This is a genomic window from Sporosarcina sp. P34 (assembly GCF_002743375.1).
In the GTDB taxonomy this organism is placed as follows: domain Bacteria; phylum Bacillota; class Bacilli; order Bacillales_A; family Planococcaceae; genus Sporosarcina.
On record NZ_PDZC01000004.1, the window covers coordinates 81,088 to 102,191 of the forward strand.

Sequence of the window (21,104 nt, forward strand, 5' to 3'; positions counted from 1 at the left end):
GAATAATAAGTTTCATTGGCAAGATTTGTACGTATTACAAGCATTCTAGACTTTCATCATACCTGAATTGTTTGTATTTCGACAATTCGTTGTATACTATACGTAACAACAAAATATAGTATACGAAGGAGAGAGTTAGTATGTCATTAAAGAAAACGTTGACGATTGCAGGATCAGATACATCAGGTGGCGCAGGAATTCAAGCAGATTTAAAAACATTTCAAGAGCATGGTACGTACGGTATGACCGCGGTGACAGTGATTGTCACTATGGATCCCGATCAGAATTGGTCACATAATGTCTACTCATTGCCGATCGATGTCGTAAAAGCCCAATTGAAAACAGCGTTATCTACTGGAATCGATGCGATCAAAACCGGCATGCTGAGCACGGAAGAAGTTATTCAAACAGCGGGCCAGGCAATTGATGAATCTGGTTTGGACCATGTCGTGATCGACCCTGTCATGGTGTGTAAAGGTGAGGATGAAGTATTGAATCCTGGGAATACGGATGCAATGATTACCTATCTCCTACCAAAAGCAGAAATCGTCACACCAAATTTATTCGAAGCGGGACAATTAGCTTCTATGAAAACACCGAAAACAATAGATGACATGAAAGTGGCAGCACAGAAAATTCATGAACTCGGCGCTCGTAATGTCGTGATTAAAGGTGGTAAACAACTCGATCATGAAGAAGCCGTCGATTTGTTTTACGACGGTTCGACGTTTACGTTACTGAAATCAGAAAGATCCGATACCTATCATAATCACGGAGCGGGTTGTACATTTGCAGCTGCTATTACAGCAAATTTGGCGAACGGGTTGTCGATCAAAGACGCAGTCATTCAAGCAAAGCAGTTTGTCACAGCAGCCATTGCGCACGGTTGGAAGCTCAATGAGTATGTAGGACCTGTTATGCACGGCGCGAAAAATCAATTCGACGTGCCACAAGTAAGATTGCAGGAAGTATGATGAATGCTTATAAGTCAGATGTATTCCTGACTTATAAGCCGTCTAATCGCATTCAAACTGCAATATCTATATAATACTAACTAGAAAGATTGCAACGAAATGCCTGCAAGATTTAGGAGGGTGAGTATGGAAACGGTTGACGTGAAACATTTACAGGAGTTACTGGACTCCTTTGCCAATAAAGATGTCTACATACATTTAGAAACGACAAATGGATCGTATGCTTCTCATTTTCAAGAAGGATTTTTTAATGCCGGCGCATTTATTCGTAATGTCATTATCCGTTACGAACTTGGTAAGGTGACGGGCGAATCCCCACACCGTATCGGTTTAAAATTGCCGAGTGGTTGGATTTACGCACAAGGGATCACGCACTATACAGTTGACGAACATCATCGTTTACTGATGGCGGGACTCGGACCTGATGGAAAGCTAGCGGTAGCGCTTGAAATTAGCGAAACCCCATTTACTTATTAAGAAAGGAGATTTTTTGATGTTGCAAAAAGAACGACACGTACTCGTTGTCTTCCCTCATCCTGATGATGAATCATTCGGTAGCGCTGGAACGATTGCACAATATATTGAAATGGGCGTACCCGTTACGTATGCTTGCTTGACACTTGGCGAAATGGGGCGAAATCTAGGAAATCCTCCTTTCGCAAACCGTGAAACACTACCACAAATCCGCAAACAAGAGTTGCTAGATGCGTGTGATGCGATGGGATTGACAGATTTACGTATGATGGGACTGCGCGACAAAACAATAGAATTTGAAGATCCAGAAAAACTGGTTAAAATGATGACTGACCTCATGGATGAATTACATCCTTCATTGGTCATCTCTTTCCACCCAACGCTTGCTGTACACCCCGACCACAACGCAACGGGCGTAGCTGTGATTGAAGCGATGAGTCGTATGCCGGAAGCGAATCGACCGGTACTGTACACGAAAGCTTTCGATAATGATACATTGAACCAACTCGGTGAGCCGCATGTTGTGCATCATACACCTGACGTAGCAGATAAAAAGATTGCCGCTTTACGTGCACATGCCTCCCAGACGGTTTGGATGCTACCCGACATGGAAAAACGATGGGCTGCAAACGATAAGGATGCACTTGACTGGTTATATAACGAAGCATTTTATATTCATGATTTCACGTAAAAAACCGCAAATCTGCGGTTTTTTTTGTATCGTATACAAAGTCACTTCTCTTCAATAGCTTTAATAAAAGCATAAACATCCTGCAACTTCTTCTCAAACACTTCCACGTTTAATGCACGATCCATTTGGATTCTTACGTTATTTTGTGATTGTACAGCGATTTGCATCTGGCTTCCTGCTTCCTTAATTACCGTTTGATAACGGTGTCGTATATCATCGATTTGTCTCTCAGCTTCTTCATCTTCCGCACATAATGGCACAATATCCACTAATTCATCGCGAGGACTTTCCGCGTCGTAGGCATGAGGTTGCGTCGCATCGAACAGGCACACCGATATCTCAGGAAACAGTACTAAGTCGATACTTGCGGGATCCAATCCACACCAACCGTATAACACATCGAGCCCACGTCGCTGCGCTTCGTCTCCTAACGCCCGCATCATCGTCGACTTGCCTGTGCCCGGTAAGCCCTTGATCAGAAAGCGACGTTTCGTACGTTTCGTGATAGACGGGATGAAATCATGTGCGCTGCCAGCTGATAATGAACCGACAATTCGATGCGAGACATGAGCTGTTTTTGTTAATTCAATTGTTCCAAATAATTCTCGCTTTAATTCTTCCGCAATCTCTTCGTGGCGGGGCCAATCCATGCGTGCGATATTCACTGCTTCCCATTCGTCATGAATCGCTTTTGCTCGTTTTAACTCTTTCAATGATTGACCAAAACGTGTTTTCTCTTCTTTCAACAAAGCACTCACCTCATCATGCCGTCCGAGTAGCTGATCTTGATGATAGACGTCATAAAAACAAAAGACTTTATGGCGGTTGCCAAGATCTGTCGGCTCGAAGGAAATCGGATGGGATGCTTGCAAGATGAAAAGTTCTAGACCTTTAACGAAAAGCGCATCGGTTTTATCCACATGTCCAGGATTCATGAATCGATCCACACTATAGCCCTTGTTGACAAAATAGACCGCCAAGTCATTGAGCACTTGCGATAAGGAATGCGTAGGCAAACACTTCAAAAATATCGTCTTTTTTGACTCCGTAAGCAACTCTTCATACTTATGTTGCACGCCTTGTCCTGTATAAGCCGTCCCCATGTATTCTGTAATATGTCCGCGTATATTGATCACCCTTTCTTTCTTCATTTTCATCATATGTATAGGAAAATAAAAAAATCACAGCCGGGTAGGCTAACGGGTTCGGTTAATGGGGAGAAAACGCATAAACGCAACTGAATTAGTTAACCAATTAGCATATGATTTAAACAACAATTAACAGTGGAAAAGCAAATAACAAAGCACAGTTCTGCATTTCGTCTGTGCGTTTTACTTGTCATATATTCTTGATAGGATTCGCGTAGTATTCACTCTGCCATTGCACCCGATGATTGAACAAAAGATAAAATATTTATTTATTATCTAATTTTCTTTCGCGCAGTTTTACCTGTTCCTCTGGACATTCTAGTTTCACTTTCCCGAGACCTTGCGCTTTGAAAAAAACCATCAGGAATGATACAAAGAACTCCATTGCAAAGACAACGAATACCACCCACTGAATATCCAACTCCAAATACCCATCGCTTCCAATATATACAACTAATCCAATGCATCCGTTGAACCAAGCATGGCTAAAGATAGTAAGAAACAAATTTTTAGTTTTGGTATAGATAGTCGTCAAACTAAAACTTAAAATGATGGCTAATAGCGTATAGGTGCCGAATGACAAGGCACTTTGTATTGTTCCTTCAATAAACCACAAAGGTATATGCCAAAGACTCCAGATCACCCCCACTATGAAAACAGAAGGTATGTAAGTGAATATCTTTTCTAACTGAGGTTGCAAGTAACCGCGCCACCCCACTTCTTCCAATCCGCCACCTATCATAAAGAGTGGCAAATTAATTAGCATATAGAGAAATGCGATAGATTCATTCACTCCAAAAGCAATCCAAACCATGATTAAACGCCACGCTGTATAAAAAAGGAAAATCCACCATCCGCTTTTACTTGGCTTTGGACCTATAATAAACTTCCAAAAAGGGACATCAGTAAATTCTCCTCTAAATTGCTTACATAAGATAAACGTGGCGATGGGAGGACCAAGAGCACCCAGTAACATAGGAATCCAAAATAAAGGCTCACCGTACCAAAGTGTATCAAAATAGATATTTCCTATAATAATTACAGACCACATTGCCCAAGTGATCGAAAACGTATAGAACAGGAACAAGCCAACCTGGATATGCAATATCTTCTTCCCCGTCGATATATAATCGCTTGTGCCCAACTATCCTACCTCCTTTAAAGCAATCTTTATTATGGTTTGTATTTTAGTGTCTGTTATCTCTTCATCAACTTTCGCTACCCCCACTATTCGATTAAATGATCTGCTTTTCGAATAGTCCATCTATTCATAATCTATTATAACAAACAACCTTTTCTATCCTTCAAAGTATTCATTTACTTCGAATACATTCTTTTTACGGTAACTATTCTATCCAAACCATTAACGAGTGTTTTAACAAGATAATTAGCAATAGCACATAAATTTATGCGATGCTGTTAACTCACATACCAATTATAGTGCGAACCCCTTCGAAAAAAACACCTTAAACATGAATATAGCAATAAAAAAGGGACACCAATTCATTTGCGAATCGTGTCCTTGAATACTATGTTATTTAATGTTTTCGCACCGTGTACCGTATCCGTTACGAGGAGGCTTATGCTCCTTAATAGTGTAATAAAACTTTTTCGTCCGTTTGATGAGTGATTTTCAATAATATTTTCTTACATTGCGGTAAGGCAATTTGAATGATTTGACCAGAGAAAAGGACGACAACCAATGTACCGATCCCTACAGGTCCACCAAGCAAGAAACCGATAAGTGTGGCAATCGCTTCAATCGCGGTCCGTACCAATCGAAGACTCCAACCAAACTTTTCAACAAACAACAGCATCAAGCTATCCCGAGGTCCAGCCCCCAGATTCGGTGATACATATATTCCTACCCCATAAGATAAGACGAATACACCAGCGATGAAAAAAATAATTTGCACAGTCAATGAAGTCACATCTGGTAAAAGCCAATTGAAAAAGTCGATAAATAATCCGATGACCAACATATTAAGCCATGTACCTATTCTCGGCCATTCTCTCAAAATAATCGATGTCACCGAAATGATAACAAAACCCGATATAATACTCCATGAACCTATCGTTAATCCGAAGTTTTGATACAACCCGAGATGGAGCACGTCCCACGGAGCAATCCCAAGCCGCTGACCTTTAATCATCAACGAGATGCCAAGCGACATGATCATCATTCCCGCGATGAAAAATATCCATCGCCAAGCTAATAAATTACGCATATACATTCTTCTTTCTTCTAAATATCAGTGTCCTCATGGATTCATTGTAACAGAAATCAACCAAGTTGCTATGTACTTACTTCACGAGATCACTAAATTGTGCTTTTGCAACCCGTGCCAAGTCTTGCGGTGACAATTTCATTTGCAATCCGACTTTGCCCGCACTGACATACATATAATCGAGCGTTTCAGCTTGTTGGTCAATGAATGTCGGAAATTCACGTTTCATACCGATTGGCGAACAACCGCCACGGACATAACCCGTTTCTTTCGTCAATTCTTTCATAGGTAGCATCTCGACTTTTTTAAAGCCTGCCGTTTTCGCTGCTTTTTTTAAGTCTAGCTCATCCGACACGGGAATGATAAAGACGAGTAAGTCTGTTTTGCTTGCCATGGCAACGAGCGTTTTATAAACGGTAGAAACCGATACATTCGTTTTATTCGCAACGGAAACCCCGTCATTCTGACCGTCATTCGTTTGATAGCTATGAATTTCGTATGGAATCTTTTCGCTTTCGATGATGCGAATTGCGTTGGTTTTCGGCAGCTTTTTCTTTGACATAAGTAGTACTCCCCTTCTCTTTACTTTAGTAGAAAGCTAGTAGAATATATAATGTGGAAAAAGCCCATTTCACTGGATTCCAGCAAAACGGGCTTCGTTTTCAAACGAATCAGATCAAATGCTGATATGTAGTTGTGGCTGATCCATGTCGTACTGATTCATTCTGGCTTGATTTTGTACTTGATAGAGAGTAAATGCATGACTATATTGTTGTTGCATACGATTCGGTCTAGTAGTTGCTGCGGTACTGTCGACGCTACTCATGAGATCACGGATAGTTTTGGCCCGATTATGTAACGCTAATTGGAGTTCAGCTTGTGTGATTTTCGCAGATGCATTGCTCGCTAGCTGATAATCCGCTGTTGTTGGTGGTGATTCAGAGTATGCCTCTTTGCGGACTTTACGCCACAAATCAATCGTTTCATCCAAGTTATTACCGAGTGGAATCGAGATATTCTTCATCTGTCCCGCACCAAGCTTGTGGAAGTCTTTTTGCATGTCTTCCGATTTTTCAATTGGTTGCGGGTTTCCGCGCAGTAATGCGACCAGTTCATCTTTGGTCTTTTGCGCTAGTTCACGAAATTCTGTTTGTCGTTCATAAGCATTTTCGGCATTCTTTCTCCGGATTGCGTCATACCGCTGTAGTTGTTCGGCGGCGCTTGCAAACCCTATTACAGCATTCATGGTATCCACCTCCGAATAGGAATTTTCGATATGTACAGCTAGTATAACTAGTTTACGCAGTAGCGCGTGAACTGCCAATCCATCAAAAGATTGGATTCGCGCGGGTTGGTGTTTCCATTTTATCCTCTAGGTACGCATTTCATACTAGATGGATATGCGAGCCGGGCGGTATTTACTAGTGTTTGTTATGGGAATATGTGTAGTATGAGTACCCTTTTTCATATGTGGCCAAACACCACCGCACGCCGGTTAATGTTGTGTGTGGTGGAAAGTGCCGAATTTCAAGATCGAATGGTGTTTGATGAATAGTTAGTTAGCGCATGGGATTGAAGCTCCAGCTGGGGACGCTTTCCGGAGGGCGTGGCCCGAGCCGCTTCCCTCGCTTTCAGCTCAGTCCAGGGTCTCGAACTCACGCTGATCCTCCCGGAGTCGCCCCAGCTTCCGCTTCAATCCTACGTTGATAGTTGAGATACGGAGATTCATCACTGAAGATAGTGTGTGAATTGTTATAGGCATTGAACTTAGTTAAGTTCAAGTGCAGATCAAATACAATTTCTAATCACTTACTGTCGGTAGTATTTGAATTAGTAAAGCCCTTGAACTCGTTTAGGTTCAAGGGCTTGGTTCATATATAGAAACGATTTCAATCCTAACTTTACTGTATAACAATACGCATCACTTACTCATATCACGAGGGATTGACGCGTAGGATGGGGACTTAGGAAAGCGTTCCCTCCGAAGCGCAATCGCTAGCCCCAACACTATTGCAACATAATTCACTTCCATCCACTCAATCTTTCATGATCTTCGGTGGAGTCTCGCCTGGAATCGCTGGTTTTTCATGCGGTGTATCTTCCAAGAACTTTGTCTCTACGATTTCTTTCGGTACACTTGCTTTGCCGTTCTTTTCTTCGAGTCGGTCAATTGTCCGCTCGATCGTTTTGTTTAACGTCGAAAGCGCTACGATTGTATCCCCCGTTTGTGCTTGCAGTTCTTTCTCTGCCGTATAGAACTCCAAGTCTCCATTTTCACGGATGATGTACAACAATATCGATTGATCGTCGCGCTCGCGTAAGTACTGCGTGTAGCTATATTGTTTCGTCAACAACGTCTTACGGAATACATGCCCTTGATTAATACGTTCATCCAGTTCATGAATCGTCAAGTTGGGTGTGAACAGGAATTGCCCTGTAGCTAGGTTGAACTGTTGATCTGCGCTTCGTTTATGTGTGGTTGTTTGGAACAGTAAGTCTCTTCCTAGATCTGGCGTGAAATCGGCGCAAACGTGTGAGTTATAGGTATCCGTCTTAGTCATGGCCAAAATATAACGGTATGGTGTTAAGTCTAAATGATAGCCCGTATGCTCGGATAAAATATCTCCCTTATACGTTGGTACGCTGAGTTTTCGCGCGTTGGACAGGCCACCCCAAGAGTCTTCCACAACTAACACTTTGTGACCAGCGGTACTAATATTCTTCGCAAGTTCCGCTACAAATCTTGAACTGCCGATTAGTACTACACCCGATTCAATCGGCGTGGTTAAATTCAGTTTCTTCGCAAGCCAGCCAATCGAGAAGCCATGTAAGATGACAGTCGCAAATACGAGCGCGAAAGTCAACGCGGTTAAGAGCTCCGCATCTTCATAGCCGTTCTCAAGTAATATGGTCGCAAAATAGCCTGAGACAGTCAATGCCACAATTCCCCGTGGCGCAATCCAACCGATGAGTGTTTTTTCACGATTCGTTAAATCCGTGCCGATTGTTGATACCCATATCGATAGCGGTCTGACGACAAATAGCATTGCGACTACATATAAAATAATTTTCGGATTCAATATTTCAATCAAAATATGTGGATCTAATGATGCCGTCAACATGACGAATATTCCCGATATGAGCAATACTGAAATATTCTCTTTGAAATTGCGAATGTCTTCTAAAGTAGTCAAATGCATATTCGCCATCGTCATCCCCATCGCAGTGACAGCCAATAAGCCAGTCTCATGCATGATTTCATCCGATAATACGAAGACAAATAACACGAGACCGAATAAGATTGGCGCTTTTAAATATTCCGGTACCGAGCCCTTTTCAAATGCTGTGCCTAGAATCCGGCTCGTTCCCCAACCAAGAAGTACGGAGAACAAAGAAGCACCAAAAAACAGCAACATTGCTTTGGCCGTTACTTCACTATTGACGAATTTGATGACTTCAAATGCAAATACCGCTAGAAGTGCGCCGAACGGATCAACGACGATTCCTTCCCACTTTAATATCGCGGCCGCACGGGGCTTTAAGCGCGCCTGCCTAAGTAAAGGCAAGATTACAGTAGGACCTGTGACGATAAATAGTCCTCCAATAATGAATGCCACTTCCCATGACAATCCTGCGATATAGTGGGCCGCGAGTGAACCAGCAATCCACGCAATAAATGCACCGAACGTTACGATTCTTGCAACGGGACGTCCAAATCCTTTAATTTCTTTAAAATCAAGATTCAAACTGCCTTCAAATAAGATAATAGCCACTGCGAATGTAATGATAGGTGAATATAGATCCCCCATTGATTGTTGCGGATTAATCAAACCGAAAATCGGTCCAACCAGTAGTCCCGCAATTGCCATCACGACAATCGCTGGCATCCTTGTACGCCACGCTATCCATTGTGACGCTACACCAATTAACACGACCAACATTAAATCCATAACCAACGAATTGAACATCAGGTAGGCCGCCTCCTTCCCTCTTTGAAACCTTTCTAAATCGCTTTCTACTCATTGTAATAAACTATTCCCGTTTTTCATAGGGTTAGAGGAACAAGTAGTTTCAGAAAGGGTGGTTCCAATCGAAAAACAAGTCAAAAAAACAATCGCGATCTATCTTTCCATAACAGAAGGCAAAGGAAGTTATCCTTTACGACGTGCACTACTACTGGCAAATACCCTAAAAAACGAAGCACAAGTCATCTTTTTATACGACCAAGAAACGCCAGTTCCAAGCGAACATTTCACGTGCCATAAAGTAACGGGTCCTTCCTCATTAATTAAGTTACTAGGTAAGCTTCAGCCTGATCTTTTGATTCGTGACAGTGGTCCAAGCTATACAGAGGAAATGACCAAAATTCATGAACTAGTACCAAGTATTTTACATTTCGACGATTTCGGTGATGGTGGACAATTGGCAGACTGGGTGATCCAGACGTTGTATCCGGAAACTCAGGAACTCTATGCTGAGCACTATATCGTGGGGCCGCAGACATACATGGCAGACGCGTCACTACAATCTTTTCGGCATGCCGGTTTAAAAAGAAAATCCCCGTCTTCTTCGCAACTCGTCATTTCATTCGGTGACGAAGATCCGGGCAATCTCACATTCCGTGCTTTGCGACATTTAAAGCAATTGCAAATTCCTTTATCCGTACTGGTACTGCTTGGAAAGAATTATAAACATGATGTGGGTGAAATCCAAATGATGGCCTTGAGCCGACCGAACACCAAAGTCGTACAAGCCCCAGACAACCGTGCAGAACTGTTTTCAAAAGCCGATATGATTCTGTGTGATGCGGGCTATACACCATATGAAGTAGCCGTAATCGGTGTACCTTGTATTGTACTTGCCCAAAACGAATTCGAATCAAACCTCGGATTTCCAACCGAGAGAAACGGCTTTACGCATCTCGGCCTCGGCCGTAAAGTCACTCAGTCGAACTTACTGAACGCGATCATGGAACCATTGCTACATGATGCACGTAAGGAACGCGCGATCAAAAAGCAGTTACAGATCGATATCGGGAATAGTGAAGAAAAAGTGCTTGAAGCGATCCGTTATTTGTTGGAGTTCCCTAAACGCACAAGGCAGGATATGTTACACTAAGGGAAAACAGATGATAGGAGTTTTCCCTTATGACAAAGGATCAGTTGGAACAACAGATAGCAGAGCTGAAGATGGACTACATCAGCCTGCAGGGCGATATGGAGAAGTTAGAGTCGACAGGTCATGTGAAAATGATCGAAAATGCGGAGTTGCGTCTCGCTAAAATGGAAGAACGTCTCGCGGATTTAAATAAGCAGCTTGCTGAAGCGACGAAATAAACACGAACAACCTCCATCGGGTGTATAGCTGATGGAGGTTGTTTTGTAAGTTTTGGATATAGAACGGCTTGGGTTGGGGATTGGCGCTACGGAGGGGACGCTTTCCTGCGGGCATGGCTTGAGCTTCCTCGTCCGCTAAGTGCAAAAATGTGCTCCTAACGCTTCGCTTTTACTCGCAAAAGCCGTTCTTCGTTACGGCTTTCGCTACCTGCGGGATCTCAAGGCTCATGCTTATAACGCTTCGCTTTTAATCGCAGAAGGAATTGCTATTCCCGCGGGAGTCGCCCCTCCTACGCGCCAATCCCTTGCAAAGTGAGAAGGTAATACTTCCCGAAGACCTTTGAAGTTCAGCGAGTAAGTAGTTCTGAACTTGAACTGTACTTGAATTTATAATAAGTTCAAAAACAACACGAAATCACACACTACTAGCAATGAGTGATCTATTTCTACCCACTATCTACGTAGGATGGAAGCGGAAGTTGGGGCGACTCCTGGAGGATTAGCGTGAGTTCGAGACCCTGGACTGAACGAAGTGAGGGAAGCGGCTCGGGCCACGCCCTCAGGAAAGCGTCCCCAACTGGAGCTTCCATCCCCTCGTGCACACTAATTCACTCTCTACGTATGTAATGTACCGGACCTTGAACTTGATCCCCTCTTATCCCATAAAAAAAGCTCACAGCAAGTGTGAGCTTAAGCCATAACATACTCTTCAGCTGCCTCGTCTTGTACGAGCAACTCTTTCAGGTACTTCTTCGCGCGGAACAAGCGGGACTTTACTGTTCCGATCGACACACTCATCAACCCTGCGATTTCCACTAACGAATATTGATTCACGTAGAAATACTCAATCGTTTTCCGGTAAATACCGTCCAACTCACTGATTTTCTGTTGCACAAGCTCGGAAATATCATTCTGCTCCATCAATTCAGCAGGAGTTTTCGCAGTACTTGGAACCAAATCTAAGATCGGAACGTCTAATGTATCAGGTTGATTCATCACGTATTGACTCTGACGTACATTTTTTCTGTAACGGTCGCGAAATGTGTTCATACAAATCGTCGTCAACCAAGCCTTCATGCGGTTGACTTCACTCATTTCACCGCTGTAGCGCACTACTTTTACCCATACGTCTTGCATGAGATCTTCTGCTTCTTCTTTATTGCGAGTCAGTTTAAGACATAAATGATATATATAGCGCCCATATTCTTCGTATAATGCGTTTAAGTCGTTTTTCATAATAAGTAGCCTCCGTTTTATAACTGGTACCCTTATTATCATCGACACACACATTACGAGCCATCGCTTTCTCTTTCAGTAACCTTACAATTGTGTAAGGTTACTTGACAAACTCTACGCTTCAACGACCTCTTCTTTTGGTTCCTGCTTAGTAATCTTTAGACGCAAAATGCGCGTTCTGTCCATTTCTTCAATTTCAAACAACAACGAGTTATAACTAAACTTCTCGCCTTCTTCAGGGATATGACCTACTTCCTGAAAAACAAATCCACCGATGGTATCGTGATCAGTAGGTAACTCTATGTCGAGTAGTTCAATCACGTCTTCAATCTCTAAACGCCCTTGACAGACTAGAAGATTCTCTTCTTTTTCGAAGACCATCGACTCTTCCTCCACGTCCGTTTCATCCTCTATATCCTGTCCAATCATTTCTTCAATAATATCTTCCTGTGTGACGATCCCAAGTGTCCCACCATATTCATCTAGCACAATCGCCATATGTTTCTTTTGCGTTAACATACGCTTAAACACAAGCTCTACACTTGCGGTCTGCACGACGAACAAAGGGTGGCGATCAATTACCTCCGCAAACGTTCGCTCGGGAAACATGGACCACTCAATCAACATTTTAGAATAAAAAATACCGACCACTTTGTCGATACTCTCTTCATATACTGGATAGCGGGTGTAGAAATACTGCAATACGACGTCACGTACTTCTTCATACGTAGAATCCATCGACAATGAAATAATATCCGTACGGTGCGTTTCCATTACATCGCTAACATCTTTATCGCGAAAATCTAGCATACCTTTTAGACGGATTGATTCATCCTGACCGAATGTACCTTCTGTAGATGCAATGTCCACCATCGAACGCACATCTTCTTTCGTCAAAGTAGCTTCCGTCACCGTTCCTTTTGAAATTAAGCGAACGAAAAAATTGGTAAACAACGATAAAATCAACGTCAATGGAACCATTAACTTCACGAGTACCGAAATGGGTGGTGCTACAAAATATGCGATACGATCCGCAAATGTTGCAGCAATTGTTTTCGGCAATACCTCTCCGAATATAATCAAAATAACCGTTAAGATTCCTGTCAGTAACCCAATACTCAGTCCTTTATCGATTGCAATCATCGTCACAATCGTAGGCATCAAAATATTCGCAACATTGTTTCCGATTAATATGGCCGTAATCATACGGTCCGGCTTGGAAATCAATTTTCGTAATTTTATCGATTTAATGTCTCCTTGATCCGCACGCAATTGAACTTTCATTCGATTGACTGCGGTCAACGCTGTTTCACTTCCCGATAAAAAGAAGGACAAAAATAAACATAGTCCCAGTGCAATAAACAATTGCGTCTCCTCCAACGTTTCTCCATTTATTTGTCATCATTCATCATATATTTTTTGCCATGAATCCAACATTTCTTATTTTATAAGTATATCACATATATAAACTGAATCGTTAATGCAACATACAGGCAGGACGTATACTTTTATCACTCAGTTCCCTTACCCGTAAGTGCCTAAACCTTAATACCTCACGAGTTTCTGCTATACTGTGATATAGAAAATATCCAAAGAAAAGAGGGTTTACCATGACTTCATCACAAGCATTGGATCACTATTTCACAACCAACCGGGCCCGCCACTTGGAAGAGTTAACAAGCTTCTTGGCTATTCCAAGCATCAGTGCACTTTCCGAACATCAAGCAGATATGCAAAAAGCAGCGGAATGGCTGTCGAATGAATTCGAAACAATCGGTTTGGAAAACGTGTCAATTGAAAAAACAGCTGGACAACCTGTTGTCTATGCGGACTGGTTACATGCTGAAGGTCAGCCAACCATCCTGATCTACGGCCACTACGATGTGCAACCTGTTGATCCGCTTCACTTATGGGAAACACCTCCATTTGAAGCAACAATCCGTGATAATAAATTATATGCACGCGGAGCAAGCGATGATAAAGGGCAAGTGTTTATGCACAGTAAAGCAATCGAGGCGCTGATGAATGTTGAAGGAAAACTCCCTGTTAACGTCAAACTCATTATTGAAGGTGAAGAAGAAATCGGTAGCCCGAGCCTCGAAGAATATATCCAAAATAATCAAGACAAGCTAGCGGCAGACTTCATCGTCATTTCAGATACAGGCATGTACGGACCTGGACAGCCCGCCATTTGCTACGGACTGCGTGGATTAGCCGGCGTACAAATTGATGTAAAAGGCCCTAAAGGCGACTTGCACTCCGGACTGTATGGTGGCGGCGTTCAAAATCCAATCCACGCACTCGTTGAAATCTTGGCTTCATTCCGTGATGCCGAAGGAACTATCGCAATCGACGGATTCTATGATCAAGTTCGCGATCTAACGGAAGAAGAGCGTGCGGGTTGGGCTGCTCTCGACTTCGATAAAGAAGCAGTGAAAAAAGAAGTCGGTGTCAAAGAACTCACAGGCGAGCCAGGCTACACATACACAGAACGTACATGGGCTCGTCCTACACTAGAAATTAACGGTGTATTCGGCGGATTTTCAGGAGAAGGTATCAAAACTGTCCTCCCTTCCGAAGCAGGAGCGAAAATCACATGCCGTTTAGTCCCTGATCAAGAGCCCGATGAAATCATAGAAAAACTACGCGCGCACATTTCGAAACACGAACCTGTCGGATGTGAAGTGACGGTTACTGAATTCGATAAAGGTAAACCGTATTTAACTCCATACGATCATGAAGTCATCCAAGCGGCTGGCAGAGCGTACGAGCAAGTATACGGCGTACCTACTGTCTATACACGCGGTGGCGGCTCCATACCTATCGTCGCAGCATTCGATGAAATTCTAAATTTACCCGTCGTCTTGATGGGCTTCGGACTGGATACAGAAAACTTCCACGCACCGAATGAACACTTCCATTTGGAGAATTTCGATAAAGGACTGCGTGTCATCAGTAATTATTATGGAGAGATTGAAAAACTAGGGCTATGATTTGTGATTTGTGAGCGGGTAGGGGGGGGTGATAGAGCGGATACGTAAGTCCAGTGAGCGCTTGTGCTTGTGATCTAGAGCGGATGCGAGAATCCATTGAGCGCTCGTGACGTGGTATAGAGCGGATACGCGATTCCATTGAGCGCTCGTGGCGTGGCATAGAGCGGATACGTAAGTCCATTGAGCGCTCGTGATGCTGCATAGAGCGGATGCGAGAATCCATTGAGCGCTTGTGGCGTGGCATAGAGCGGATACGAGAATCTATTGAGCGCTTGTGACGTAGCATAGAGCGGATACGTAAGTCCATTGAGCGCTTGTAACGCTGCATAGAGCGGATACATAAGTCCATTGAGCGCTCCTCCCTTCTCACATACAAGAAACAGGCTACTCCACAAATGGGGTAGCCTGTTTTGCATTTCATCGTATATTTACGTGAAGAGTGGTACGTGACCACTTTCAAGATTCCTCTTCTTCGTCCTCACTACTACCAAAGTACGTAATGATTTCTTCTACCGACTTACGTGGTGTTGCTTTCGGTGACGTATCGAAATAGCCAAACTGCAACATACTGATGATGCGCTCGCCTGCCTCTACACCTAAACGTTCGCGGAATTTCGGGTGATCGATGAATGGTGGTGTCTTCCAACAAGTTCCTATTCCTTTATCCCAAGCGAGCAATTGGATATTTTGAATGAGTATACTAGCTGCTGCGTAATCTTCCAGCCGTTCTTTTTGACGTACATCTTCAGGTACGATGACGAATACAGCTGCACCGGCAGTCGAGAACTTCTTCATTTGTTTTTCAAGATCCTCAGCAGAAAGTTGCTTCCAATTTGCTACACCGAACTCCTTCAAGACGTCCAAAAGCTGTTCGTACTGTTCACCTGTCGCTGCGATCAATCGCCAAGGATTACGGTTTCCGTGGTTTGGAGCCCAAACGGCATCTTCTATAATTTCTGGAATGATCTCTGGTTCGATCGGTTGTCCGTTAAAATTCTTAATAGAGCGCCGTGTAACAATGGCCTCTCTTACCGATAATGCTTGTTCATTCACACTCAACCTTCTCCTTTGCAATAAGTATCTATTTCTCATTATACCCTAACTTAGTAGTCTGTTGCTAGAGGATTTGAGAAACACTTTGATACAGTACTGGGTAATTATGAGAAATGATCATTGATTTTAAAAAAGATATACTTCGCATTTGGCGAGTATGCATAGGAGTCCTTATAATCCCATGTGCGGTGATATGCGTTATACGTATGGGCATTGACGAGTGGTGTATCTCCATCCTTGGCAGTTACAATCGTCGTATGGTCGAAACGTCCGTCCCCATGGAAGTCATACGAAATGATATCGCCTAGCTGTAATTCTTGGGGAGTTTTTACTTGAGTTGCAGTCAGTCCTTTTGTAGAAGTCGCTAAGTACCATCGCATTGAGTGAGCGACGGTGTAACTGAAGCTCCATGTACCTTTTCGCATCCACCAACCCTTTTCACGGTTTGGTTGTCCATGCATCGGTGCTCCACCCGCCAACAGACATTGTGAAATGAAATTCGTACAGTCGTCTTCAAAACTGGGAAAAGCAGGATTTCTGCTATTCCACCAAGTGTCTGCATAGTCTACTGCCGCTTGTCGATTGTACAAAAAAATCCCTCCTTGCCATATCATATGACAACGAGGGACGTTCAATTAGTGATGTAATACTTTCGATAAAAAATTCTGGGCGCGTTCGGAATCGGGATTCGTGAAGAACTTGGCAGGTGATGCCTGTTCCACGACTTTGCCGTCTGCCATGAAGATAATCTCGTCACAAATTTCTTTGGCGAAGCCCATTTCATGTGTCACGACGACCATCGTCATACCACTTTCAGCTAGTTTACGGATGGCATCGAGAACTTCGGTGACCATCTCGGGATCAAGTGCGGAAGTCGGCTCATCGAATAGCATCACTTGCGGATCCATTGCGAGCGCACGCGCTATCGCGACACGCTGTTGCTGACCTCCAGATAACCGGTTCGGATACGCATCAAATTTATCGCCAAGACCGAGTGAAGTCAGCAACTCCTTCCCTCGCGTTTCCGCAGCGCTTTTGCTTAGCCCTTTTACATTGATAGGCGCAAGCGTGACATTTTGCAACGCCGTAAGGAAAGGATAGAGATTAAAGCTTTGGAACACGAATCCGATTTCAGAACGCGCTTTGTTAATATTCACTTTTCTATCGTGTATGGAAACGCCGTCTACTACAATTTCTCCGTCATCAATAGGTTCGAGCGCATTAATCGTACGAATTAGTGTAGACTTCCCTGCTCCACTTGGGCCTATAATGGCCACAACGTGTGATTTAGGTACTTCAAGCGAGACATCTGTCAGTACTTGGTTCATACCGAATGTTTTATTTACGTGTTTTATAGAAATCATATCTGGCACTCCTTCACATCAAGCTTTATGAATTTTCTCTCGCTAATAACTTTTGTTCGATCGCTCGAATGATCATGGATAACGTGAACGTCATGGCAAAGTAAACGAAACCGATGAATGTCCATACTTCTATGGAACGCATACTAGTAGCCACGAGATTCTTTGCGTTCAACGTCAATTCCGTCGCACCGATGACCGAGATCAAAGAGGAGTCTTTAATTAGCATGATGAATTGTGAAGCAAGTGGCGGTAGAACTCTTCGGAATGCTTGTGGCAAAACGATCAAGCGCATCGCCTGCCAGTAGGTCATACCTGACGAACGAGCCGCCTCCATCTGACCTCTAGGCACACCTTGTATTCCTGAACGAACAATTTCTGCAATGAATGCTGCGGTAAAAACAGCCAAACCAATAATTGATGCCCAATAGGAACCGAGCTTTAAAAATTGACCGAGTACAAAGAAAATCCAAATCAATAGTACAAGCAACGGCACGCCGCGCATGACTTCTACATAGGCTGAGGAAAGTATACGGATGAATCTATTGCGGGAAATCCTACCCATTCCGATAATAATCCCCATCGGAATAGCCAGCAATAATGCGATCGCTGAAATTTCAAGTGTTTTCAGCGCCCCTTCAATAAAGATACCCATATTTTGCGAAATTACACTGAAGTCATATTCATAACCGCCCATATTATTCTCCTGAAACCTTATCTAGCCAGTCGCTTTCTTCAAACCAACGACTTCTTGACGCTAGTTCTTCCGGGCTGTCCACATAGCTATGCAAGAATGAATTCAACCATTGAATCGTTTCAAAATCATTTTTCTTCACTGCAATTCCGAGATTCTCAGCAGACATCAAACCTTCTACTTGATGAACTTCTCCTTCATGTTCCAAACGCCAAACAGCAATGGCGGGTTCATCATACACAACGGCATCAGCCTGTCCTGAACCCATTGTCGTAGCCGCTAACGGGAAATCCTCGAAGTCTACTACTTCCGCATTTTTGAACTGAGACTTCGCAAGCAATGCGCCCGTAGTCCCAATACCTACAGCGATTTTATTCCCCTTGACGTCAAGCTCTTCCCATGATTTGATCCCTTTATTTGCAGCTGGCACCATGATCGCCTGACCTGTTTTATAGTAAGGATTGGACATGCTAATGGATAATGCACGATCTCCACGAATCGTCATACCTGCGATGACCATATCTACTTCACCTATTTGCAAAGCCGGTCCTAAGCCGTCAAATACGAATTGTTTAAACTCTACTTCCGTATTTAACGCTTCACCTACTGCGTTTGCTAGATCGATATCATACCCGACATAACCGCCTTCAATGCTTTTCATTTCAAAAGGGAAATAACCTGGTGCAATTCCAACCACCAATTTTTTGTTGTCTTTAATATTCTTCAACGTGGACTTCTCTGTTGAGCCTGCCCCTCCATCGTTACTGCTACATCCCGCAACGACCAATACTAGGATTAGCAATAATGCTGTAAACATCTTCTTCATACATTTCCCCTTCTCTCTTTGCTAGTATAAATATTCTAAATTAATACAATTATAAGATACGTCCTACCAACTGTCTACAAGTATATGTATACGTCTGCTTGTATACTCCATATATTGGACAAGATCTTATAACGATTACTTTCTATACCTTCCAATATACATTACAATGAATAATTATACAATAGTAAATAGTTTTATTGCGCATGGCGAAGGAGAAGATCGGTTTACTAGTATTATCTCAAATAAAAAAACGACAGTTCTTAGAGATTTCTCTAATGAACTGCCGTCAATATTTTAATGGAGCATAGGGGGCTCGAACCCCTGACCTTTGCACTGCCAGCGCAACGCTCTCCCAGCTGAGCTAATGCCCCTCATATCTGATACAATATAGAGTATATCAATTGTTCGTTTAAAAGACAATAGGCAAGAAAGGTGGTTAATGGTATGCAGCATGAAGAAAGAGAGTTATCTGAAATGGTTTCTCTGTGTGACTCCAAAGGGCTTCTGAATCCTGAATCAATAGGATACGCACGCAGCCCTTTAGTGAGGAGCAATTTAAGAGGACAGTTCATGAAGAAGAAACGCTGGAACAATTGGTGCATCTATGGGGAGGATATTTTATTAACCGCCTCGATTGTACACCTGGATCATAAAGTGACTTGTCTAATTTACATACTCAACTATGAAACACAGCGATTCTACGAAAAACATGTAACCCTTCCTTTTGGAAGACGTATTAAAATGCCTGAAGAGGCACTCGATAGTATCAAGTTCGTACATGACGATATGACGGTTCAATTCGTTCATATGCAAGGCGAAACGCATTTGTCCATTCTCATTCCTGATTTTGACAATGAAGTATTGCATGCAGATTTACATATTATTCATCCGGAGAAAGATGAATCATTAAATGTCGTCATTCCAAAGAGTCGAGACTCATTCCATTTCACTTCCAAACATTCGATTATGCCGACCGGTGGATATGTTCGTTTTGGTGATCGACGCTTTGATTTCAATCCCTATTACAGTTTTGCCATTTGCGATTATGGGCGTGGCGTGTGGAATACCCGAACGAATTGGGACTGGGCGATGGCTTCCCAGCGGACAAGCGGTAAACGGATTGGCTTGAATTTCGGCGGTAGTTGGACAGATGGTACGGGGTTGACGGAAAATGCTGTCTTCGTAGAAGGTACGATGCATAAATTTCATGAAGATGTAGTATTCGAAAGCGATAAAGAAGACCCGAAAAACGCATGGAAAATACAAACAAAGTTTTCGAATGATATCCAGTTGACGTTTAAACCATTTTTCCAATGCCCAACGCTTGATGACTATATTGTACGGAAGATGTCGATTAATCAATATGTCGGCTATTATCATGGAAAGGTTCGATTACCAAGCGGACAAGTTTTACCGATTCGGCAAATGCTCGGTTCGATCATGGAGCGAAAGTATCAGTAATTAGAATTTTTTCCCGCTATCTCGTCTACTGAGAGATCATATTTGGTTTAAGGTCGCTCTTTTAAGGTGATAATACAAGTAGTATATACTTTAGAAAGGGTGGCGCTTATGTCATTAATGCGAATATTATCTGTTGCAGGTGTTTCATCTATTTTATTTCTCGGAGGTTGCGCGTCAAAAGACGAAGCACCGGACAATGATGCCGCAGTCAGTATTGAAAATGAGGGTGAAGGTAGCACCATAAATACGGGTGACGGCTATGGCTTCACGGATTTCGATTTAACGATCAAGAAAGACAACAAGAAAATCGAAACGGATTATGAAGATGTAAAACCTGACGATGCAGAGTACGTCAATGAATTCCAGGACGTAAATCTGGAAGGCAATGAGGCGATTGACGATATGCATAAAATGTTTATGGAAATTTTGATTGATAGCGGGACTACGAAAGAAGAAGCAATCGATCGCATTCTACAGTGGTATGGTCTCGATACGTATGACGAGTTCGAGTTGGATGTACAGTTTGCAGATAATAAGTCTCTTCATATTGATGAGAAAAAGTAATAACGCGGAACAGGCTAATTATCCGATTATGTCATCCATTCTGTTCACCGGTGCAAAATGAAGCA

22 protein-coding genes and 1 tRNA gene are annotated in these 21,104 nt (G+C 42.9%); 8 read left to right on the top strand and 15 right to left on the bottom strand.

The window, feature by feature from the left end; all coding sequences use genetic code 11:
• Positions 1-140 precede the first annotated feature (140 nt).
• The 3 genes from thiD (at position 141) to bshB2 (ending at position 2,139) form a co-directional block, all read left to right on the top strand.
• Entirely contained in the window at positions 141-974 is an 834-nt protein-coding gene (thiD, locus tag CSV63_RS08570; RefSeq protein ID WP_099695466.1) for a bifunctional hydroxymethylpyrimidine kinase/phosphomethylpyrimidine kinase, read from the top strand.
• Between the two features lie 126 nt (positions 975-1,100).
• The gene (locus CSV63_RS08575; protein ID WP_099695467.1) at positions 1,101-1,451 is read left to right on the top strand and encodes a YojF family protein; all 351 of its coding nucleotides are present in this window, start codon (positions 1,101-1,103) and stop codon (positions 1,449-1,451) included.
• Between the two features lie 13 nt (positions 1,452-1,464).
• Positions 1,465-2,139 (top strand): bacillithiol biosynthesis deacetylase BshB2, encoded by a 675-nt coding sequence (bshB2, locus tag CSV63_RS08580; RefSeq protein ID WP_099695468.1) that lies wholly within the window; start codon positions 1,465-1,467, stop codon positions 2,137-2,139.
• 41 nt (positions 2,140-2,180) lie between these two features.
• On the opposite strand, the gene CSV63_RS08585 is transcribed toward bshB2, so the two are convergent.
• From CSV63_RS08585 to CSV63_RS08610, 6 genes are all read right to left on the bottom strand, one after another.
• Positions 2,181-3,275, bottom strand: a complete 1,095-nt coding sequence (locus CSV63_RS08585; protein WP_099695469.1) for a hypothetical protein — start codon at positions 3,273-3,275, stop codon at positions 2,181-2,183.
• A 277-nt stretch (positions 3,276-3,552) separates the two neighbouring features.
• Entirely contained in the window at positions 3,553-4,431 is an 879-nt protein-coding gene (locus CSV63_RS08590) for a CPBP family intramembrane glutamic endopeptidase (RefSeq protein WP_199203634.1), read from the bottom strand.
• Between the two features lie 445 nt (positions 4,432-4,876).
• Positions 4,877-5,515: a YczE/YyaS/YitT family protein gene (locus CSV63_RS08595; protein WP_099695576.1), complete on the bottom strand. Its 639-nt coding sequence runs from the start codon at positions 5,513-5,515 to the stop codon at positions 4,877-4,879.
• Positions 5,516-5,591: 76 nt separating this feature from the next.
• A complete protein-coding gene (gene ybaK, locus CSV63_RS08600; protein ID WP_099695470.1) occupies positions 5,592-6,077 on the bottom strand; it encodes a Cys-tRNA(Pro) deacylase in 486 nt (161 codons plus the stop codon).
• A 114-nt stretch (positions 6,078-6,191) separates the two neighbouring features.
• Positions 6,192-6,761, bottom strand: coding sequence for a hypothetical protein (locus CSV63_RS08605; RefSeq protein ID WP_099695471.1), 570 nt, complete (start codon positions 6,759-6,761; stop codon positions 6,192-6,194).
• A gap of 790 nt (positions 6,762-7,551) precedes the next feature.
• A complete protein-coding gene (locus CSV63_RS08610; RefSeq protein ID WP_233192008.1) occupies positions 7,552-9,483 on the bottom strand; it encodes a cation:proton antiporter in 1,932 nt (643 codons plus the stop codon).
• A 112-nt stretch (positions 9,484-9,595) separates the two neighbouring features.
• Between CSV63_RS08610 and CSV63_RS08615 the strand changes: the two genes are divergently transcribed.
• Together CSV63_RS08615 and CSV63_RS08620 are read left to right on the top strand one after the other, a co-directional pair.
• Positions 9,596-10,633: a glycosyltransferase family protein gene (locus CSV63_RS08615; protein ID WP_099695472.1), complete on the top strand. Its 1,038-nt coding sequence runs from the start codon at positions 9,596-9,598 to the stop codon at positions 10,631-10,633.
• Positions 10,634-10,662: 29 nt separating this feature from the next.
• Positions 10,663-10,851 carry an SE1832 family protein gene (locus CSV63_RS08620; RefSeq protein WP_099695473.1) on the top strand — a complete coding sequence of 63 codons (189 nt, stop codon included), beginning with the start codon at positions 10,663-10,665 and terminating at the stop codon, positions 10,849-10,851.
• Positions 10,852-11,541: 690 nt separating this feature from the next.
• Here the strand turns inward: CSV63_RS08620 and CSV63_RS08625 are convergent.
• Both CSV63_RS08625 and CSV63_RS08630 read right to left on the bottom strand, forming a co-directional pair.
• Complete coding sequence (locus CSV63_RS08625) at positions 11,542-12,087, bottom strand: RNA polymerase sigma factor (RefSeq protein WP_099695474.1); 546 nt, start codon at positions 12,085-12,087, stop codon at positions 11,542-11,544.
• Between the two features lie 114 nt (positions 12,088-12,201).
• Positions 12,202-13,452, bottom strand: a complete 1,251-nt coding sequence (locus tag CSV63_RS08630) for a hemolysin family protein (RefSeq protein WP_099695475.1) — start codon at positions 13,450-13,452, stop codon at positions 12,202-12,204.
• Between the two features lie 245 nt (positions 13,453-13,697).
• Between CSV63_RS08630 and CSV63_RS08635 the strand changes: the two genes are divergently transcribed.
• Positions 13,698-15,080: a dipeptidase gene (locus CSV63_RS08635; protein WP_099695476.1), complete on the top strand. Its 1,383-nt coding sequence runs from the start codon at positions 13,698-13,700 to the stop codon at positions 15,078-15,080.
• Positions 15,081-15,154: 74 nt separating this feature from the next.
• Here the strand turns inward: CSV63_RS08635 and CSV63_RS08640 are convergent, their stop codons facing one another.
• From CSV63_RS08640 to CSV63_RS08670, 7 genes are all read right to left on the bottom strand, one after another.
• Positions 15,155-15,421, bottom strand: a complete 267-nt coding sequence (locus CSV63_RS08640) for a hypothetical protein (protein ID WP_099695477.1) — start codon at positions 15,419-15,421, stop codon at positions 15,155-15,157.
• 115 nt (positions 15,422-15,536) lie between these two features.
• On the bottom strand, positions 15,537-16,133 hold the full coding sequence (locus tag CSV63_RS08645) for a nitroreductase family protein (RefSeq protein WP_099695478.1): 597 nt from the start codon (positions 16,131-16,133) through the stop codon (positions 15,537-15,539).
• Between the two features lie 104 nt (positions 16,134-16,237).
• Positions 16,238-16,723: an amidase domain-containing protein gene (locus CSV63_RS08650; RefSeq protein ID WP_233192009.1), complete on the bottom strand. Its 486-nt coding sequence runs from the start codon at positions 16,721-16,723 to the stop codon at positions 16,238-16,240.
• Positions 16,724-16,768: 45 nt separating this feature from the next.
• Positions 16,769-17,497: an amino acid ABC transporter ATP-binding protein gene (locus CSV63_RS08655; protein ID WP_099632074.1), complete on the bottom strand. Its 729-nt coding sequence runs from the start codon at positions 17,495-17,497 to the stop codon at positions 16,769-16,771.
• 25 nt (positions 17,498-17,522) lie between these two features.
• On the bottom strand, positions 17,523-18,191 hold the full coding sequence (locus CSV63_RS08660) for an amino acid ABC transporter permease (RefSeq protein WP_099695479.1): 669 nt from the start codon (positions 18,189-18,191) through the stop codon (positions 17,523-17,525).
• A 1-nt stretch (position 18,192) separates the two neighbouring features.
• A complete protein-coding gene (locus tag CSV63_RS08665) occupies positions 18,193-19,014 on the bottom strand; it encodes a transporter substrate-binding domain-containing protein (RefSeq protein ID WP_099672310.1) in 822 nt (273 codons plus the stop codon).
• Positions 19,015-19,312: 298 nt separating this feature from the next.
• A tRNA-Ala gene (locus CSV63_RS08670) sits at positions 19,313-19,385 on the bottom strand.
• A 73-nt stretch (positions 19,386-19,458) separates the two neighbouring features.
• Between CSV63_RS08670 and CSV63_RS08675 the strand changes: the two genes are divergently transcribed.
• Both CSV63_RS08675 and CSV63_RS08680 read left to right on the top strand, forming a co-directional pair.
• The gene (locus CSV63_RS08675) at positions 19,459-20,475 is read left to right on the top strand and encodes a DUF2804 domain-containing protein (protein ID WP_099695480.1); all 1,017 of its coding nucleotides are present in this window, start codon (positions 19,459-19,461) and stop codon (positions 20,473-20,475) included.
• Between the two features lie 108 nt (positions 20,476-20,583).
• Positions 20,584-21,039 carry a YusW family protein gene (locus CSV63_RS08680; protein WP_099695481.1) on the top strand — a complete coding sequence of 152 codons (456 nt, stop codon included), beginning with the start codon at positions 20,584-20,586 and terminating at the stop codon, positions 21,037-21,039.
• The last annotated feature ends 65 nt before the right edge of the window (positions 21,040-21,104 follow it).

Bases quoted from the DNA above. Each gene is read 5' to 3' on its own strand.
- thiD (WP_099695466.1), top strand. From the start codon at position 141: ATGTCATTAAAGAAAACGTTGACGATTGCAGGATCAGATACATCAGGT.
- CSV63_RS08575 (WP_099695467.1), top strand. From the start codon at position 1,101: ATGGAAACGGTTGACGTGAAACATTTACAGGAGTTACTGGACTCCTTT.
- CSV63_RS08595 (WP_099695576.1), bottom strand. From the start codon at position 5,515: ATGCGTAATTTATTAGCTTGGCGATGGATATTTTTCATCGCGGGAATG.
- ybaK (WP_099695470.1), bottom strand. From the start codon at position 6,077: ATGTCAAAGAAAAAGCTGCCGAAAACCAACGCAATTCGCATCATCGAA.
- CSV63_RS08605 (WP_099695471.1), bottom strand. From the start codon at position 6,761: ATGAATGCTGTAATAGGGTTTGCAAGCGCCGCCGAACAACTACAGCGG.
- CSV63_RS08610 (WP_233192008.1), bottom strand. From the start codon at position 9,483: ATGTTCAATTCGTTGGTTATGGATTTAATGTTGGTCGTGTTAATTGGT.
- CSV63_RS08620 (WP_099695473.1), top strand. From the start codon at position 10,663: ATGACAAAGGATCAGTTGGAACAACAGATAGCAGAGCTGAAGATGGAC.
- CSV63_RS08625 (WP_099695474.1), bottom strand. From the start codon at position 12,087: ATGAAAAACGACTTAAACGCATTATACGAAGAATATGGGCGCTATATA.
- CSV63_RS08635 (WP_099695476.1), top strand. From the start codon at position 13,698: ATGACTTCATCACAAGCATTGGATCACTATTTCACAACCAACCGGGCC.
- CSV63_RS08640 (WP_099695477.1), bottom strand. From the start codon at position 15,421: ATGTATCCGCTCTATGCAGCGTTACAAGCGCTCAATGGACTTACGTAT.
- CSV63_RS08655 (WP_099632074.1), bottom strand. From the start codon at position 17,497: ATGATTTCTATAAAACACGTAAATAAAACATTCGGTATGAACCAAGTA.
- CSV63_RS08660 (WP_099695479.1), bottom strand. From the start codon at position 18,191: ATGGGCGGTTATGAATATGACTTCAGTGTAATTTCGCAAAATATGGGT.
- CSV63_RS08665 (WP_099672310.1), bottom strand. From the start codon at position 19,014: ATGAAGAAGATGTTTACAGCATTATTGCTAATCCTAGTATTGGTCGTT.
- CSV63_RS08675 (WP_099695480.1), top strand. From the start codon at position 19,459: ATGCAGCATGAAGAAAGAGAGTTATCTGAAATGGTTTCTCTGTGTGAC.
- CSV63_RS08680 (WP_099695481.1), top strand. From the start codon at position 20,584: ATGTCATTAATGCGAATATTATCTGTTGCAGGTGTTTCATCTATTTTA.